The organism is Salinactinospora qingdaonensis (assembly GCF_039539445.1).
In the GTDB taxonomy this organism is placed as follows: Bacteria; Actinomycetota; Actinomycetes; order Streptosporangiales; family Streptosporangiaceae; genus Salinactinospora; species Salinactinospora qingdaonensis.
Map to the genome: position 1 here is coordinate 241,172 of NZ_BAABDD010000002.1, position 16,975 is coordinate 258,146.

The following is a 16,975-nucleotide window of genomic DNA, read 5'->3' on the forward strand; positions in this document are numbered from 1 at the left end:
CCATGCTCGCCGGATGCACCCCCTGGCCCGAAGCGGTCGCCGCTCGCTACCGCGCCGACGGCTACTGGAGGGGCGAGACCCTTAGCGCTTTCCTGCGCGAGCGCGCCCAACGCTTCGCCGAGCGCACAGCCGTTGTCGCCGGGGACACCCGGTGGAGCTACGCCGAACTCGACGCGCGCGCCGACCGACTGGCCACCGGCCTGGCCACTATGGGCATCCGCGCCGGTGACCGGGTGGTCCTCCAACTGCCCAACATCGCCGAGGTCTTCGAGGTCGTCTTCGCGCTGTACCGACTGGGAGCCTTGCCGGTGTTCGCTCTGCCGGCCCACCGCTACAGCGAGATCAGCTACCTCTGCTCCTTCACCGAGGCCACCGCCCTCATCATCGCCGACCGTCACGCCGGTTTTGACTACCGTGCCATGGCCGCCGACATCGTCGCAGCCGACAGTGGCGCCGCGCCGCGCGTGATCGTCGTCGGTGATCCCGGCGAGTTCGCCGACTCCGCCGACTCCGCCGGCTTCGTCGCGCTGGAGCAGGTGCGGGCCGACGAGGCCGACCCCGCCGTCCTCGCCGCCCCCGACCCCGGTGACGTCGCCTTCCTCCAACTCTCCGGCGGCACCACTGGGCTTCCCAAGCTCATCCCGCGCACCCACGACGACTACCTGTACTCGGTGCGCGCCAGCGCCGACATCTGCGCGCTGTCGCCCGAGACCGTCTATCTCGGCACGCTGCCGATCGTGCACAACTTCCCGATGAGTTCGCCCGGCTTCCTCGGCGTCTTCCACACCGGAGGCCGTGTGGTCCTGGCCCCCGATCCCAGCCCCGAGACGTGCCTACGACTCATCGAGACCGAAGGGGTCACGGTGAGCGCTGTGGTACCCCCTGTGGCGCTGCTATGGCTCGACGCGGTCGCCGGGGGAGCCCAAGCCCACCGTGACCTGTCTTCGCTGCGTCTGCTTCAGGTGGGCGGCGCGAAGTTCAGCGAGGAGGCGGCCCGCCGGGTCGAGCCCACACTCGGCTGCTCGCTACAGCAGGTTTTCGGTATGGCCGAAGGGCTCGTCAACTACACGCGGCTCGACGATTCGCCCGAGACCGTCGTCACCACGCAGGGTCGGCCGATCTCGGCCGCCGACGAGGTTCGCGTGGTCGACGACCACGACCGGCCCGTGCCTATGGGCCAGGCCGGTCACCTCCTCACCCGCGGCCCCTACACGATCCGCGGCTACTACAACGTGCCTGAGCACAACGCCACCGCCTTCACCGCCGACGGTTTCTACCGCACCGGTGACATCGTGCGGCGCACACCCGACGGTTACCTCGTCGTCGAGGGGCGCGCCAAGGACCAGATCAACCGCGGTGGCGAGAAAGTCGCAGCCGAGGAGATCGAGAACCACATCCTCGCCCACCCCGCCGTACACGACGCCGCCGTTGTGGCCATGCCCGACGCTTTCCTCGGCGAGCGCATCTGCGCCTACGTCATCCCTCGCGGCCAGGCCCCGGAGCGGGCCGAGTTGCTGGGCTTTCTGCGCCGGCGCGGTCTGGCCGCCTACAAGATCCCCGACCGTGTCGAGTTCGCCGAGCGCTTTCCCGCCACCGGCGTCGGCAAGGTCAGCAAGCGTGACCTCAGAACCGCCGTCGCCGCTGAACTCGCCCGCGCCGCAGGAAGGTGACCGTTCGCGTCGCCGCTTTTCGCCCGTGTCCGCTGCCGAGAGGACCACGCCATGGCTCTGCCCCAGATCGAGCCCTACCCCCTGCCCACCCCCGACACCCTGCCGGCCAACCGGGTGTCGTGGACGCCCGAGCCCGACCGTGTTGCGCTGCTCGTCCACGACATGCAGCACTACTTCCTGCGGCCCTACGCCAGCGGCGAGCCGCCGCTGGCCGGTGCGCTCGACAACATCGCGGCCCTGCGCCAGGTCTGTCACGCCATCGGTGCCCCGGTGATCTATACCGCCAAACCCGGCGACATGGCCGCCAAGGAACGCGGCTTGGAGCGTGACTTCTGGGGACGTGGCATGCGCGCCGTTTCCGAGGACACCGACATCGTCGCCCAGCTCCGCCCCCACGACGGCGACGTGCTGCTCGTCAAGCACCGCTACAGCGCATTCCTCGGTACCGACCTCGTCGAGCGCATGGCGCGCTCAGGCCGCGACCAGATCATCATCACCGGTGTTTACGCCCATATCGGGTGCCTGATCACCGCTACCGACGCCTTCATGCGCGACCTCCAAGCGTTCTTCGTCGCCGATGCCATGGCTGACTTCAGCGCCGAAGACCACTACTACGCCATGCGCTACGCCGCCCGCCGCTGCGCCGTGACGCTGCCCACCGCGGCCCTGACCACGACACTGACCCGCGGCCCCGCCCGCATCGCCTAATTGAGCCCACCACGACGGCACCGAAGGGGAAGAAGGGGAGCAAAGGGAAATGGTGACCTCCACACCACACAACCCACCTGTCTACGATCTGGTGGGTGTCGGCTTCGGACCGTCCAACGTCGCGCTGGCCATCGCGTTGCAGGAGGCCCGTGACCACGCCGCCGGCACCACGGCCGCCACGTTGAGCGGCGTTTTTCTGGAGCGCCAGGCCGAATTCGGCTGGCACCGCGGGATGCTGCTCAACGACGCCACCATGCAGGTCTCATTCCTCAAAGACCTCGTCACCACCCGCGACCCGGCCAGCGACTTCAGTTTCCTCGCCTACCTGCACCAGGTGGGGCGGCTGCACGATTTCATCAACCACAAGACGCTCTTCCCGTTGCGCACCGAGTTCCACGACTACCTGGCCTGGTGTGCCAGCCGAGTCGAGGGGCAGGTCCGCTACAGTCACGAGGTCACCAGCGTGGAGCCGGTGCGCGACGCCGCCGGCCGAGTCGCTCTCCTCGACGTGGTCGCCCGTGACGCCGCCGGCGCCCTCACCCGCCACCGTGCCCGCAACGTCGTACTCGCCCCCGGTTTGCTCCCCCACCTGCCGGGAGGGCGTACCGAGTCGGCCCGGGTATGGCACAGCGAGCACCTGCTGCACCGCATCGCCGCCCTCGAACCGGCCGCCGAGCCCCGTTCCTTCGTCGTCGTCGGCGCCGGACAAAGCGCCGCCGAGGCCGCCGCCCACCTCTACGACCGCTTCCCCGACGCCGAGATCAACACGGTGTTCGCGCGCTACGGCTACAGCCCCTCCGACGACAGTTCCTTCGCCAACCGCATCTTCGACCCCGAGGCGGTCGACGCTTTCTTCACCGCCCCTGAGGACGTCAAGACCGAGATCCTTGAGTATCACCGCAACACCAACTACTCGGTGGTCGACCCCGACCTCATCGAGGAGCTCTACCGCAAGCACTACGCCGACCGGGTGCGCGGGGTCGAGCGGCTACGCCAGCACAACACCTCCCGGGTCGCCGCCGTGGAGGAGCACGATTCCGGTGTCACGGTCACCGTCGAGGACCTGACCAGCGGTAAGCAGACCCCGCTGTACGCCGATCACGTCATCTACGCCACCGGATACCGTCCGGCTGACCCGCGCGACCTCCTCGGTGAGCTCGCCCAGCGCTGCCTCACCGACACCGCCGGCCGTCCGGTGATCCAGCGCGACTACCGCATGGCCACCACCGACGAGGTCACCTGCGGCATCTACAGCCAGGGCGGGACCGAGCACACCCACGGTCTCTCCGCGACCCTGCTGTCCAACGTGGCGGTGCGCGTGGGAGAGATCCTCGACTCGATCAGTGCACGCACCGCCCCCGTATCGGACGCGCCGGCCGCCTCCCACGTCGCCGCCCCCCACTGACCCATTCGGCCGGGATCACCGAGCCGTTTTTCCCGACCCACGACCAGATTGAGGAGACCCGTATGTCGGATCGTGTCGACGACGCCCGCGACAGCGCCGAGCCCGCCGCCGGCGCCCAGGAGCTCACCGCCGAGCGGCTGCGCGCCGACGTCGCCCAGGTGCTAGGGGAGGACGAGGGCAGTATCGGCGCCGACGAGAACCTGCTCGACCGCGGCATGGACTCCATCCGGTTGATGAGTCTCGTCGAGACCTGGCGCAAAGCCGGTGTCGAGACCGACTTCATCAGCCTCGCCGAGGAGCCCACCGTCGCCGCCTGGACCCGGCGGCTGATCACCGGCTGACCCCTGGATCTTCCGGCGCGCCGCCCACCGCGCCACCCCCTGCTCTTCCACCCCGCCCGCCCCCATGGCCGCGGCGGCACCAGACACACCACACAAAGGAGCGTTGCGACGTGACCACTTCCACCGAGGAGTTTGATGTCGTCGTGGTCGGCGGTGGCCCCGCCGGTTCGACGGCGGCGACCCTGATCGCCCGCCAGGGGCATCGGGTAGCGCTGTTGGAAAAGGAGCGGTTTCCGCGCTACCAGATCGGCGAGTCGCTGCTACCCGCCACGATCCACGGCGTGTGCCGACTGCTCGGCGTCACCGACGAGCTCGACCAGGCCGGCTTCACCGTCAAGCGCGGCGGCAGCTTCCGGTGGGGGAGCAGCCCCGACCCGTGGAACTTCCTGTTCGCGCTGTCCCCACAGCTCTCCGGGCCGACCTCCTACGCCTACCAGGTCGACCGGATGACCTTCGACGACATTTTGCTGCGCAACGCCGCCAAGCACGGCGTCGACGTGCGCGAGGAGTCGCCGGTGCTGTCGGCGGTCTCCACCGACGGCCAGGTCACCGGCGTGCGCTACACCGACCCGGCCGGCCGGCAGCAAGAACTGTCGGCCCGCTACGTCCTCGACGCCTCCGGCAACAGCGGGCGTCTGCACCGCGCGGTCGGCGGGCAGCGCCACATGTCCGACTTCTTCAAAAACCTCGCAGTCTTCGGCTACTTCGAGGGGGGCAAGCGGCTGCCCGGCCCCGACGCGGGAAACATCCTCTGCGCGGCCTTCGACGAGGGATGGCTGTGGTACATCCCGCTCAGCGACACGCTCACCAGCGTCGGCGCGGTCTTGACCCCCGATCAGATCGGCCGCATCCAAGCCGACCGCGAGGCGGCGCTGCGCGAGGCGATCCAAAGCTGTGGCATCGTCCGCGACCTGCTCTCCGAGGCCACGCGCGTCACCGAGGGCACCTACGGCGAGATCCGGGTGCGCAAAGACTACTCCTACTCCCACAGCCGGTTCTGGGCGCCGGGCATCGCCCTCATCGGCGACGCCGCCTGCTTCATCGACCCGGTCTTCTCCACCGGGGTGCACTTGGCCACCTACAGCGGCCTGCTCGCCGCGCGTTCGGTCAACAGCGTCCTCGCCGGTGAGTTGACCGAAGAGCGCGCCTTCACCGAGTTCGAGGGGCGCTATCGGCGTGAATACGCCGTCTTTTACGAGTTCCTCTCGGCCTTCTACGACATGCAGGCCGACGAGAACTCCTACTTCTGGCGGGCCCGCAAGGTCACCAACATGGCGACCACCGACATGGAGGCCTTCACCACGCTTGTCGCCGGCGCGTTCTCCGGCGAACGGGCCCTCGTGGACAGCGAGGAACTCCGCAGCCGGTTCACGTCCTCTTCCACCGACCTCGCCGAAGCGGTCGAGCGTACCGGCGCGGCCCAGACCGAATCCGGCGAACGCATGACCGAACTCTTCCGCGCTCCCGTGGTCAGCGACGTCATGGCCGAGATGAACCAGATCCAACGCCGCGGCACCGAGCCTGAGATCTCCGAACCCCCGCTGCTGGCCGACGGGCTGGTCCCCACCGCCGACGGTCTGCGGTGGGCCGAGCCCCAGCCCGCCCCCGATCCAGCCGGCTGAGCCCGACCCTCCCCCTGCCCACCCCAGGACCCGACACCGGAGCAGCATCCGCCATGAGCACCCTGAACACCGACCGCCTCGCCCTTACTGGCGCGCAGACTGGTGTCTGGTACGCCCAGCAGGTCGATCCCGACAACCCCGTCTACAACGTCGGTCAGTACATCGACCTGCCCGGCGCGATCGACCCGGGCCGGTTCGAGACGGCGCTGCGCCACGTCGTAGCTGACACCGACGCCTTGCGCAGCCGCATCGTCGTCGAGGGCGACACCCCCTACCAGGAGGTGGGCCCCACCCCCACCAGCGTGTTGTGGCACCTGGACCTGCGCGAGGCGCCCGACCCCGGCGCCACCGCGCTGCGGTGGATGCGCGACGACATGGCCACCCCCGTCGATCCGGTGGCGGGTCCCCTCTACTGCTACGCGCTGCTGCGAGTAGGGCAGGACCACTACCTGTGGTATCAGCGCTACCACCACATCGTGGCCGACGCCTACGCGATTACGACCCTGGCCCGCCGGGTCGCCGAGACCTACACCCAGATATGCGAGGGCACCCAGCCGCAGGGGCGCTTTGGCGCGCTCCGGGACGTCATCGAGGATGAGGAGGCCTACGAGCGCTCGCAGCGCTCCCCGGCCGACCGGGAGTACTGGCGGTCGCTCCTGGCCGACCGGCCACAGCCGCCGCTGCTCAGTGACGCCCCGCCCGCCGCTCCCCGCGCCGCACTGCGGGTCAACGGCGCGTTGGGTGCCGCCGCCTTCGATCGGCTCTCGCAGTTGGCGCAGCACAGCGGCGCCAGTTGGGCCGAAGCGCTGATCGCCGCGTTCGGCGGTTACGTGCACCGCCGCACCGGCGCCCGCGACGTCCTGCTGGGCATGCCCGCCATGGGACGGCTCGGCTCGCCCTCGCTACGCACCCCCGCCATGGTCGTCAACATCGTGCCCCTCCGGCTGGAGCTGCACCCGGGCGACCGGGTCGAGGACCTGGTCGTCCACACCACCCAGCGACTGCGGGAGTTGCGCACCCACCAGCGCTACCGCGCTGAGGAGATCCGCCGCGACCTCGCCCTCGTGGGCCGTGCCGGCGACCTCTACGGGCCCGTGGTCAACATCAAAGCCTTCGACTACGAGCTGACCTTCGCCGGCGTCCGCGGCAGCGCCGTCAACCTCTCCGAAGGGCCGGTCAGCGACGTGTCGCTGTCGGTCTACCGCGACACCGACACCGGCGGGCTGCGTTTCGACCTCAACGGCAACGCGCACCGCTACACCGAGGCCGAGCTCGGCCGGCGCCTCGCCGAATTCCAGCGCTGCCTGGAGGACATGGCCGACGTGAATGGCACTGATCGCCGCCTGGGCCATGTCGATCTCACCGACGCCGCCGAGCGCACGCGGGTGCTCACCGAGTTCAACCCGCCCGCTCGGCCCGACGCCTCCACCGATCCCGTCGGCGCCCGTATCGCCGCCGTCGCCCGCCGCACCCCCGAGGCCGTCGCGGTGCGCACCGCCGAGACGGAACTGACCTACGCCGCCCTGCTCGCGCGTGCCGACCGGATCGCCGCGCGGCTGCGCGCCCACGGGGCCGGCCCCGAACGCGTCGTCGCCATCGCATTGCCGCGCTCGGCCGACCTGGTCGCCGCGCTGCTGGCCGCCATGCGCGTGGGGGCGACCTACCTGCCCCTCGACCCGGAGTTCCCCCGCGAGCGGCTCGCCGCCATGCTCACCGACGCGGGCACCGCCGTGCTGGTCACCACGACCGACCTCGCCGCGCGGTTGCCTGAGGCACCGGCCACCGTCCTGGTCGACGCCGCGCCCGCCGACGAGACCGGCGCCACGCCCCCGGCCATCCCCGAGGAGCTGGAGACCTCCGGCGAACGTGCCGCCTACCTCCTGTTCACCTCCGGATCTACCGGCCGGCCCAAAGCCGTCGTCATTCCGGAACGGGCACTGCGCAACTTCCTGCTCGACATGGCCGGCCGCTTCCCGATGGCTCCCGGCGACCGCTGGCTCGCCGTCACCACCGTCAGCTTCGACATCTCCGCTTTGGAGCTGTACCTGCCGCTGCTCAGCGGGGCCACGCTCGTCCTCGCCGAACGCGACACCGTACGCGACCCCGCCGCCCTGGCCGAGCTGATCGAGGAGTCCGACGCGACCGTCATGCAGGCCACCCCCACCCTGTGGCGCGAACTGCTCCAGCAGCGCCCGCAGGCGCTCACCAAACTGCGCGCCCTTGTGGGTGGGGAGGCGCTGCCCCCCGACCTCGCCGGTGAGCTCGCCGCCCACACCCGCGCCGTGACCAACCTCTACGGCCCCACCGAGACCACGATCTGGTCCACCTGCGCCCCCGTGAGCGTCGACGAACCCGTCACCATCGGCACCCCGATCGCCAACACTCGCTGCTACGTGCTCGACACGGCCCTACAGCCGCTGCCGCCCGGACACGCCGGGGACCTCTACATCGCCGGCACCGGGCTGGCGCGCGGCTACGCCGGCGACCCGGGGCGCAGCGCGGAACGCTTCGTGGCCGACCCCTTCGGACCGCCGGGAGCGCGGATGTACCGCACCGGCGACCTCGCCCGCTGGCGTGGCGACGGGGTACTGGAGTTCCTCGGCCGCACCGACCACCAGGTCAAGATCCGGGGTTTCCGCGTCGAGCTGGGCGAAATCGAGGCGGCGCTGGCCGAGCGGCCCGAGGTGGCCCAGGCCGTCGTCGTCGCCCGCGAAGACACCCCGCAGCAGCCCTACCTGGCCGGCTACGTTGTGGCGGCCCCCGGGGCGACCTGCGAGGTGGCCGAGTTGCGCGCGGCTCTTGCCGCGCGACTGCCCGCCTACATGGTTCCCGCCGCGCTGTTGGTGCTGGACGCCTTCCCCCTCACCGCCAACCGCAAGATCGACCGGGCCGCCCTACCGGCCCCCGACTTCGCCGCCGCCGCGGGCCGCGGGGAACCGGCCGACGCCACCCAGCGCCACCTGTGCGCCCACATCGCCGAGGTTCTCGACCTGCCCAGTGTCGGCCCCGACGACGACTTCTTCGCATTGGGCGGGCACTCCCTGCTCGCCACCCGATTGGCCACCCGCCTGCGCGCGGAATTCGCCGTCGCTATAGGAGTCCGCGACGTCTTCGACGCCCCCACCGCCGCCGCTCTCGCCGCGCGGCTGCCCGAGCTGCCGGCCGCGCGCCCGCCGCTGCGGGCTAGCCGGCCGCGTCCCGAGCCCATCCCGCTCTCCCACGCCCAGCGGCGGCTGTGGTTCCTCGAACGACTCAACGGCCCCAGCGCCATCTACAACGTCCCCATCGCCTTCCGGATTCACGGCGCTGTCGATGCCGACGCGCTGGCCCAAGCGCTGCGCGACGTCGCCGCCCGCCACGAGACGCTGCGCACCCGCTACACCGACGACGGCGATGCCGAGGGCACGGCCCGCCAAGTCATCCTGCCCCCGCAGCAGGTGCCCCACCTGTTGGGCACCGTCGACACCGATGAGGCCGGCCTCGCGGCGGCGATGACCACCCAGGCCCACCGCGTCTTCGACATCACCCGCGATATCCCGCTGCGCGCCACCCTGTTCCGGATCGCCCCCGACGAACACGTGCTGCTGCTGGTCATCCACCACATCGCCACCGACGAATGGTCCGAGGCGCCCCTCACCCGCGACCTGGAGACCGCCTACGCGGCCCGGTGCGCCGGCGCGGCCCCCGCATGGCCCACCGACGACGCCGAGCGGCTGGATTACGCCGACGTCGCGCTGTGGCAACGCGCCTGGGCGGGGGAGGACGCCCCTGCCTCCGGCGGGGCGGCGCGCCGGCTGGAGTTCTGGCGCGAGACGCTGTCCGGCCTGCCCGACGAGGTCACCCTGCCCCTCGACCGGCCCCGGCCCGCCGTGGCCTCGGGCACCGGCGCGACCGTGCCCTTCGACGTCACGCCCGAGCGGCACCACGCCCTGCGCGCTCTCGCCCGGGAGCACGGCGTCACCGAGTTCATGGTGCTGCACGCCGCACTCGTCCTGCTGCTGTACCGCAACGGCGCCGGCCGCGACACCGTGATCGGTACGCCCGCCGCCGACCGGGACGACCCCGCCACCCACGACATGGTGGGGCTGTTCCTCAACATGCTCGCCCTGCGCGTGGACGTGACGGGCCTCGCCGACCTCACGGCGCTGCTGCGGCGGGTGCGCGAGGTCGACACCGCGGCGTTCGCCCACGCCGACGTGCCCTTCGACCACGTCGTCGAAGCTGTCGATCCCGAGCGCAGCCCCGGCCGACACCCCCTGTTCCAGGTGATGCTCAGTCAGCAACGCGACCCCCAGCGTTCCACTACGCTCTTTGGCCACCCCGGTGCCGCCGAGCCGGTCGATATCGGTGTCGCCAAGGTCGACCTGGAGTTCACCGTCGTCGAGCACCCCGACGACGCGGGAATGAGCGGCTACCTGCGCTACGCCACCGACCTGTTCGACCGCGACACGGCCGCCCTGCTGGCCGAGCGCTTCCTGGAAGTCCTCGACCAGCTCCTCGCCGATCCAAAGCTGCCCTTGCACCGGGTCGACTCCCGTACCCCGCTGGAGCGCGCCGCCCACGCCAGCATCAACGACACCGCTGTCGACGTGCCCGAGATGACCCTCGTTGATGTTGTGGGTGGGGTTGGTGTTGGTGGTGGGTTGGTGGCGTTGGTGGATGAGTGGGGTGGTGAGGTGTCGTTTGGTGAGTTTGGGGTGCGGGTGGCGCGGTTGGCGCGGGTGTTGATTGGGCGTGGTGTGGGGCCGGGTGTGGCGGTGGGGGTGGCGATGCCGCGGTCGGTGGAGTCGGTGGTGGCGGTGCATGCGGTGGTGGCGGCTGGTGGGGTGTATGTGCCGTTGGATGTGGAGTATCCGGGGGCGCGGTTGGCGGCGATGGTGGCTGATGCGGGTGTGGCGTTGGTGGTGACGGTGGGTGAGGTGGCTTCGGTGGTGCCGGAGGGTGTGGCGCGGTTGGTGGTTGATGATGCGGGGGTGGTGGCTGAGGTGGCGGTGCAGTCGGGGGAGCCGGTGGGTGTGGGGGAGCGGTTGGGGGTGGTGGTGCCGGGTGATGTGGCCTATGTGGTGTTTACGTCGGGGTCGACGGGGCGGCCCAAGGGTGTGGCGGTGTCGCATGGGGCGGTGGTGAATCGGTTGGTGTGGATGCAGGCGCGGTATGGGTTGGTGGCTTCGGATCGGGTGCTGCATAAGACGCCGGTGGGTTTTGATGTGTCGGTGTGGGAGTTGTTTTGGCCGTTGATGGTGGGTGCGGGGTTGGTGGTGGCTGGTGCTGGTCGGCATCGGGATGCGGGGTATGTGGTGGGGTTGGTGCGGCAGCGGTCGGTGTCGGTGTGTCATTTTGTGCCGTCGATGTTGGCGGCGGTGGTGGAGGAGCCGTCGTTGGCGGGGTGTGGGTCGTTGCGGTGGGTGTTTGCTTCGGGGGAGGTGTTGCCGGGGGGTGTGGTGGCGGCGTTGTGGCGGGTGTTGCCGGGGGTGGGGGTGCACAATCTGTATGGGCCTACGGAGGCGGCGGTGGATGTGACCGCTTATGGCTGTGTGGAAGGGATCGGTTCCGGAGGAGTGCCCATCGGCCGCCCCATCTCCAACACCCACACCTACGTGCTGGACAGGTGGCTGCGGCAGGTGCCGCCCGGTGCCGTGGGAGAGCTCTACCTCTCAGGCGTGCAGGTGGCGTTGGGGTATGTGGGGCGTGCGGGGGTGAGCGCGGAGCGGTTTGTGGCCGATCCTTTCGGGCCGGCGGGCACGCGGATGTATCGCACCGGGGATCTGGTGCGTTGGCGTGGCGATGGGGTGTTGGAGTTTCTGGGCCGCACCGATCACCAGGTCAAGGTCCGTGGGGTGCGGGTGGAGTTGGGCGAGATCGAGGCGGTGCTGGCCGAGCGGGCCGAGGTGGCCCACGCCGTGGTGCTGGCCCGCACCGATGTGGGCACCACCACCACTTTGGTGGGCTACCTCGTGGCCACCGCCGGTGCCGCGATCGACACCGAACAGGTACTGACCGAGCTGGCCGGGCGCCTGCCCGCGGCCATGGTGCCCACCACCCTGGTCGAGCTGGACCACCTGCCCACCACCGCCAACGGCAAACTCGACCGCGCCGCCCTACCCGCACCCACCCTGACCCCCACCACCACCCGAACCCCCCACACCAAAGCCGAACACGCGCTGAGCGAGGCGTTCACCGAGGTGCTGCGCCGTGACGACCTCGGCGTCGACGACGACTTCTTCCGCCTCGGCGGCGACAGCATCTCCTCGATCCAGGTGGTCAACCGGGCCTATCGGGCAGGATGGGCGCTGACCGTCCAAGACGTCTTCACTCACCGTACGCCCGCGGCCCTGGCCGCGGTCGCCCAACCGGTCACGAGCGAACCGGCCGTCCAGCAGCACGCCGTCGATCCCGTTGGCTCCATGCCGGCGCCCCCCATCGTGCACTGGCTGCTGCGGCGCGGCGAAGCGATCCACGCCGTCACCCAGCGCCAGGTCGTGGCCACTCCAGCCGGGCTCACAAGCGCCACGCTCACTACAGCGCTACAGCGTCTGCTTGACCACCATGGCGCACTGCGCCTGCGGCTCGACCGTGACCAGGCCACGATGCACATCCCGGCCCCCGGCGCCGTCGACGCCACCGGCGTCTTCCGGCGCGTCGACGCCACCGGCCTGGCCGAGGCGGAGCTGACGCAAACGATCGTGGCCGCCGCCCACGAAGCCGCCCACGAGCTTGCCCCCGAGGCGGGCCAGGTGCTGCGGGCGGTGTGGTTCGACGCCGGAGCGAACGCCGACGGCCGGCTGCTGCTGCTCATCCACCACTTGGCCGTCGACGGAGTGTCGTGGCGGATTCTGTTGCCCGATCTCGCCGAGGCGGTCGCCGCCCACGCGCAGGGCCGTGCCCCGAGCTTGCAGCCGGAAGCCACGCCGCTGCGCGCTTGGGCGCGTGGCCTGACCGAGCACGCCCAGTCCCCGGAGTGGACCGGCCAGCTCGACCACTGGCGCGCGGCGCTCGCCCCCACCGGCGACGCCTGGCCCACCGCCCCCGTACCCGACCCCCAGCGCGACACCGTGGCGACCGCGGACACCGTAACCCGGGAGCTGGACCCCGACACGACGGCGGCCGTACTGTCCCAGATCCCCGATATGTTCCACGGCACGGTCAACGACGTGCTGCTCGCCGCACTGGCCATGGCGGTGGCGACGTGGCGGGCCGACGTGGGAGCCCGCCCCGACGCCCCCCTGCTCGTCGACGTCGAGGGCCACGGCCGAGAGGAGGGCGCCGGCATCGTCGCCGGCGCCGACCTGGCCCGCACGGTGGGGTGGTTCACCAGCCTCTACCCGGTGCGGCTCGACCTCACCGGCCTTGACGCCCGCGATGCTATGGCGGGCGGGCCGGCTGCGGGAACAGCGTGCAAGCGGGTCAAGGAAGAGGTGCGCACCGTGCCCGACAACGGCTTGGGCTTTGGGATGCTGCGCTACCTCAACGGCGACACCGCCGCCGAACTCGCTGCGGGCACCGCGCCCCTGCTGCTGTTCAACTACCTCGGCCGGATGCCGGCCTCGCGCACGCGCCATTGGGAAATGACGCCGGAGACATGGCAGGTGCCGCTGGAGTTCGCCCCCTCGCTGCCGCTGACCCACGGGCTCGCGCTCAACGCGGTCGCCGAGGAGGACAGCGCCGGCACGGTGCGGCTGCGGGCCCGTTGGACCTTCGGTGCTCGACTATGGCGCCAGGATGACGTCGACCGGCTCGCCCGCGCCTGGTTCGACGCACTAGCCGCCCTGCACCGTCATGCCGCCGCCCCGGGAGCGGGGGGTCACACTCCCTCCGACATGTCCTTGGTCTCCCTCCAGCAAAGCCAGATCGACCGCATCGAGTCGCTGCTACGGCGCCGGCGCTAGCGACGCGCCCACCCCTGCCGTCTCGTTACCCCCGTCCCGCAAGGATGTCACGATGTCACAGCCAAACCCTGCGTCGTCCGCGCTGGAGGATGTGCTCCCGCTGACCCCGCTACAGGAGGGCATGCTCTTCCACGCCCAGCACGATCGGCGCGACGTCTACACCGTGCAGACCACGGTCGAGCTGGCCGGGCCGGTGGACACCGGTCGGCTCCGCGCCGCCCTGGCGGCGCTGCTCCAGCGCCACCCCAACCTGCGGGCCGGCTTCTTCTTTGAAGACATCGACCAGCCGGTCCAGTTCATCGCCGCCACGGTCGCCCCACCGCTGCGCGAGGTGGACGCCACCAGCGGCTCCGGCGAGGTCGCCCGCCGTCTCGACGAGATCGCCCGCGAGGAACTCCAGCGCCCCTTCGACCTCACCGAGCCGCCGCTGCTGCGGTGCGCCCTGGTGCGAACCGGCGCCGAAACGTCCGTGCTGCTGCTCACCAACCACCACATTGTCCTTGACGGCTGGTCGCTGCCGATCCTGGTCCGGGAGCTCCTGGAGAGCTACGCCGCCGCCGGCGACACCACCGCCCTACCGCCGGCGCCCCCCTTCCGTGCCCACCTTGAGTGGCTGGCCGCCCAAGACGGCGATGCCGCCGAAACCGCATGGCGTGCGGTACTCGCCGACGACCCGCCCGAGCCCACACTGCTCGCTGCCGGCGACACCACCTCCGACACCACCGTGGGCGAGGACGCCGGCGCCTTGGTGCCCCGCCCGGCCGTCACGCTGTCCGACGCGCAGGCGGCCCAGCTCACCGATGCGGCGGCGCGCGCCGGTGTCACCGTGAACTCGCTGCTGCGGGCCGCGTGGGCACTGACCCTGGCACGGCGCACCGGCCGCGACGACGTTGTCTTCGGCGCCACCGTTTCGGGACGGCCCCCGCAGGTGCCCGGCGTGGAGTCGATGGTGGGACTGTTCATCACCACCGTGCCGGTGCGTGTCCGGCTGCGCCCCCAGGAGAGCGTGGCCGACCTCGCTCGCCGGGTACAAGACGAGCGCAACGCGCTGCTGGACCACGAGCACATCGGGCTCGGCCGCATTCAGCGGCTCGTCGGGCCGACCCCGCTGTTCGACTCGCTGCTGGTGGTGGAGAACTATCCCCTCGACCCTTCCCTGCGCGAACGCTCCTATGCCGGGGTCCGCGTGCGCGACTTCGGCATGCGCGACGCCACCCACTACCCGGCGACCCTCGTGGCCCTGCCTGGGGGCGAGCCGCGCTTCGAGTTGGGCTACCGTCCGGCGGCGATCTCCCACGAGCGCGCTCAGGAACTCCTCACCGAGTTCACCGCCACCCTCACGGGTGCAGTCGCCGACCTGGAGCGGCCGGCGCGTGCTGTCGCGGTGGTGCCCGAGGCCGAGCGCACCCAACTGGAGCGTTTCACCACCGGTCCCGCCCACCCCGTCGCACCCGCCACCCTCGTTGATGTTGTGGGTGGGGTTGGTGTTGGTGGTGGGTTGGTGGCGTTGGTGGATGAGTGGGGTGGTGAGGTGTCGTTTGGTGAGTTTGGGGTGCGGGTGGCGCGGTTGGCGCGGGTGTTGATTGGGCGTGGTGTGGGGCCGGGTGTGGCGGTGGGGGTGGCGATGCCGCGGTCGGTGGAGTCGGTGGTGGCGGTGCATGCGGTGGTGGCGGCTGGTGGGGTGTATGTGCCGTTGGATGTGGAGTATCCGGGGGCGCGGTTGGCGGCGATGGTGGCTGATGCGGGTGTGGCGTTGGTGGTGACGGTGGGTGAGGTGGCTTCGGTGGTGCCGGAGGGTGTGGCGCGGTTGGTGGTTGATGATGCGGGGGTGGTGGCTGAGGTGGCGGTGCAGTCGGGGGAGCCGGTGGGTGTGGGGGAGCGGTTGGGGGTGGTGGTGCCGGGTGATGTGGCCTATGTGGTGTTTACGTCGGGGTCGACGGGGCGGCCCAAGGGTGTGGCGGTGTCGCATGGGGCGGTGGTGAATCGGTTGGTGTGGATGCAGGCGCGGTATGGGTTGGTGGCTTCGGATCGGGTGCTGCATAAGACGCCGGTGGGTTTTGATGTGTCGGTGTGGGAGTTGTTTTGGCCGTTGATGGTGGGTGCGGGGTTGGTGGTGGCTGGTGCTGGTCGGCATCGGGATGCGGGGTATGTGGTGGGGTTGGTGCGGCAGCGGTCGGTGTCGGTGTGTCATTTTGTGCCGTCGATGTTGGCGGCGGTGGTGGAGGAGCCGTCGTTGGCGGGGTGTGGGTCGTTGCGGTGGGTGTTTGCTTCGGGGGAGGTGTTGCCGGGGGGTGTGGTGGCGGCGTTGTGGCGGGTGTTGCCGGGGGTGGGGGTGCACAATCTGTATGGGCCTACGGAGGCGGCGGTGGATGTGACCGCTTATGGCTGTGTGGAAGGGATCGGTTCCGGAGGAGTGCCCATCGGCCGCCCCATCTCCAACACCCACACCTACGTGCTGGACAGGTGGCTGCGGCAGGTGCCGCCCGGTGCCGTGGGAGAGCTCTACCTCTCAGGCGTGCAGGTGGCGTTGGGGTATGTGGGGCGTGCGGGGGTGAGCGCGGAGCGGTTTGTGGCCGATCCTTTCGGGCCGGCGGGCACGCGGATGTATCGCACCGGGGATCTGGTGCGTTGGCGTGGCGATGGGGTGTTGGAGTTTCTGGGCCGCACCGATCACCAGGTCAAGGTCCGTGGGGTGCGGGTGGAGTTGGGCGAGATCGAGGCGGTGCTGGCCGAGCGGGCCGAGGTGGCCCACGCCGTGGTGCTGGCCCGCACCGATGTGGGCACCACCACCACTTTGGTGGGCTACCTCGTGGCCACCGCCGGTGCCGCGATCGACACCGAACAGGTACTGACCGAGCTGGCCGGGCGCCTGCCCGCGGCCATGGTGCCCACCACCCTGGTCGAGCTGGACCACCTGCCCACCACCACCAACGGCAAACTCGACCGCGCCGCCCTACCCGCACCCACCCTGACCCCCACCACCACCCGAACCCCCCACACCGAAACCGAGGCGGCGGTCTGCGCGGCCTTCGCGGCCGTGCTCGGCTCGTCGCCCATCGGCGTCGACGACGACTTCTTCCGCCTCGGCGGCGACAGCATCTCCTCGATCCGCCTCGTCACCGAGTTGGCGCGGGCCGGGATCACCGTCACCGCGCGCGACGTCTTCGCCGCTCCCACTCCGGCGGCTCTGGCCCAGCTTGCCCGCCCCGGCGGCGACGCAGCGGCGCGCTCCCCCGAGCCCGCCCCGGAGCCGACCGCTCAACCACAGCCGCTGGTGGATCTGGGGGAGGACCAGTTCGCCGCGTTGGAGCAACTGTGGCGGGACGGGCAGTGACGCGCCGAT

General features: G+C 70.8%; 7 protein-coding genes. All 7 read left to right on the forward strand.

Annotated elements, in window-relative coordinates; all coding sequences use genetic code 11:
* Nucleotides 1-2 precede the first annotated feature (2 nt).
* The 7 genes from ABD848_RS03285 to ABD848_RS03315 all read left to right on the forward strand — a co-directional run bounded on the left by ABD848_RS03285 (nt 3) and on the right by ABD848_RS03315 (nt 16,966).
* On the forward strand, nt 3-1,670 hold the full coding sequence (locus ABD848_RS03285) for a (2,3-dihydroxybenzoyl)adenylate synthase (protein ID WP_344967332.1): 1,668 nt from the start codon (nt 3-5) through the stop codon (nt 1,668-1,670).
* Nucleotides 1,671-1,721: 51 nt separating this feature from the next.
* Nucleotides 1,722-2,378 (forward strand): isochorismatase family protein, encoded by a 657-nt coding sequence (locus tag ABD848_RS03290; protein ID WP_344967102.1) that lies wholly within the window; start codon nt 1,722-1,724, stop codon nt 2,376-2,378.
* A 52-nt stretch (nt 2,379-2,430) separates the two neighbouring features.
* Nucleotides 2,431-3,783, forward strand: a complete 1,353-nt coding sequence (locus ABD848_RS03295; RefSeq protein WP_425567423.1) for a lysine N(6)-hydroxylase/L-ornithine N(5)-oxygenase family protein — start codon at nt 2,431-2,433, stop codon at nt 3,781-3,783.
* A gap of 62 nt (nt 3,784-3,845) precedes the next feature.
* Nucleotides 3,846-4,124, forward strand: coding sequence for a phosphopantetheine-binding protein (locus ABD848_RS03300; RefSeq protein ID WP_344967105.1), 279 nt, complete (start codon nt 3,846-3,848; stop codon nt 4,122-4,124).
* A 110-nt stretch (nt 4,125-4,234) separates the two neighbouring features.
* Nucleotides 4,235-5,746 (forward strand): tryptophan 7-halogenase, encoded by a 1,512-nt coding sequence (locus tag ABD848_RS03305; RefSeq protein WP_344967107.1) that lies wholly within the window; start codon nt 4,235-4,237, stop codon nt 5,744-5,746.
* 53 nt (nt 5,747-5,799) lie between these two features.
* A complete protein-coding gene (locus tag ABD848_RS03310) occupies nt 5,800-13,632 on the forward strand; it encodes an amino acid adenylation domain-containing protein (protein WP_344967109.1) in 7,833 nt (2,610 codons plus the stop codon).
* 52 nt (nt 13,633-13,684) lie between these two features.
* On the forward strand, nt 13,685-16,966 hold the full coding sequence (locus ABD848_RS03315) for an amino acid adenylation domain-containing protein (RefSeq protein WP_344967111.1): 3,282 nt from the start codon (nt 13,685-13,687) through the stop codon (nt 16,964-16,966).
* Nucleotides 16,967-16,975: the final 9 nt, after the last annotated feature.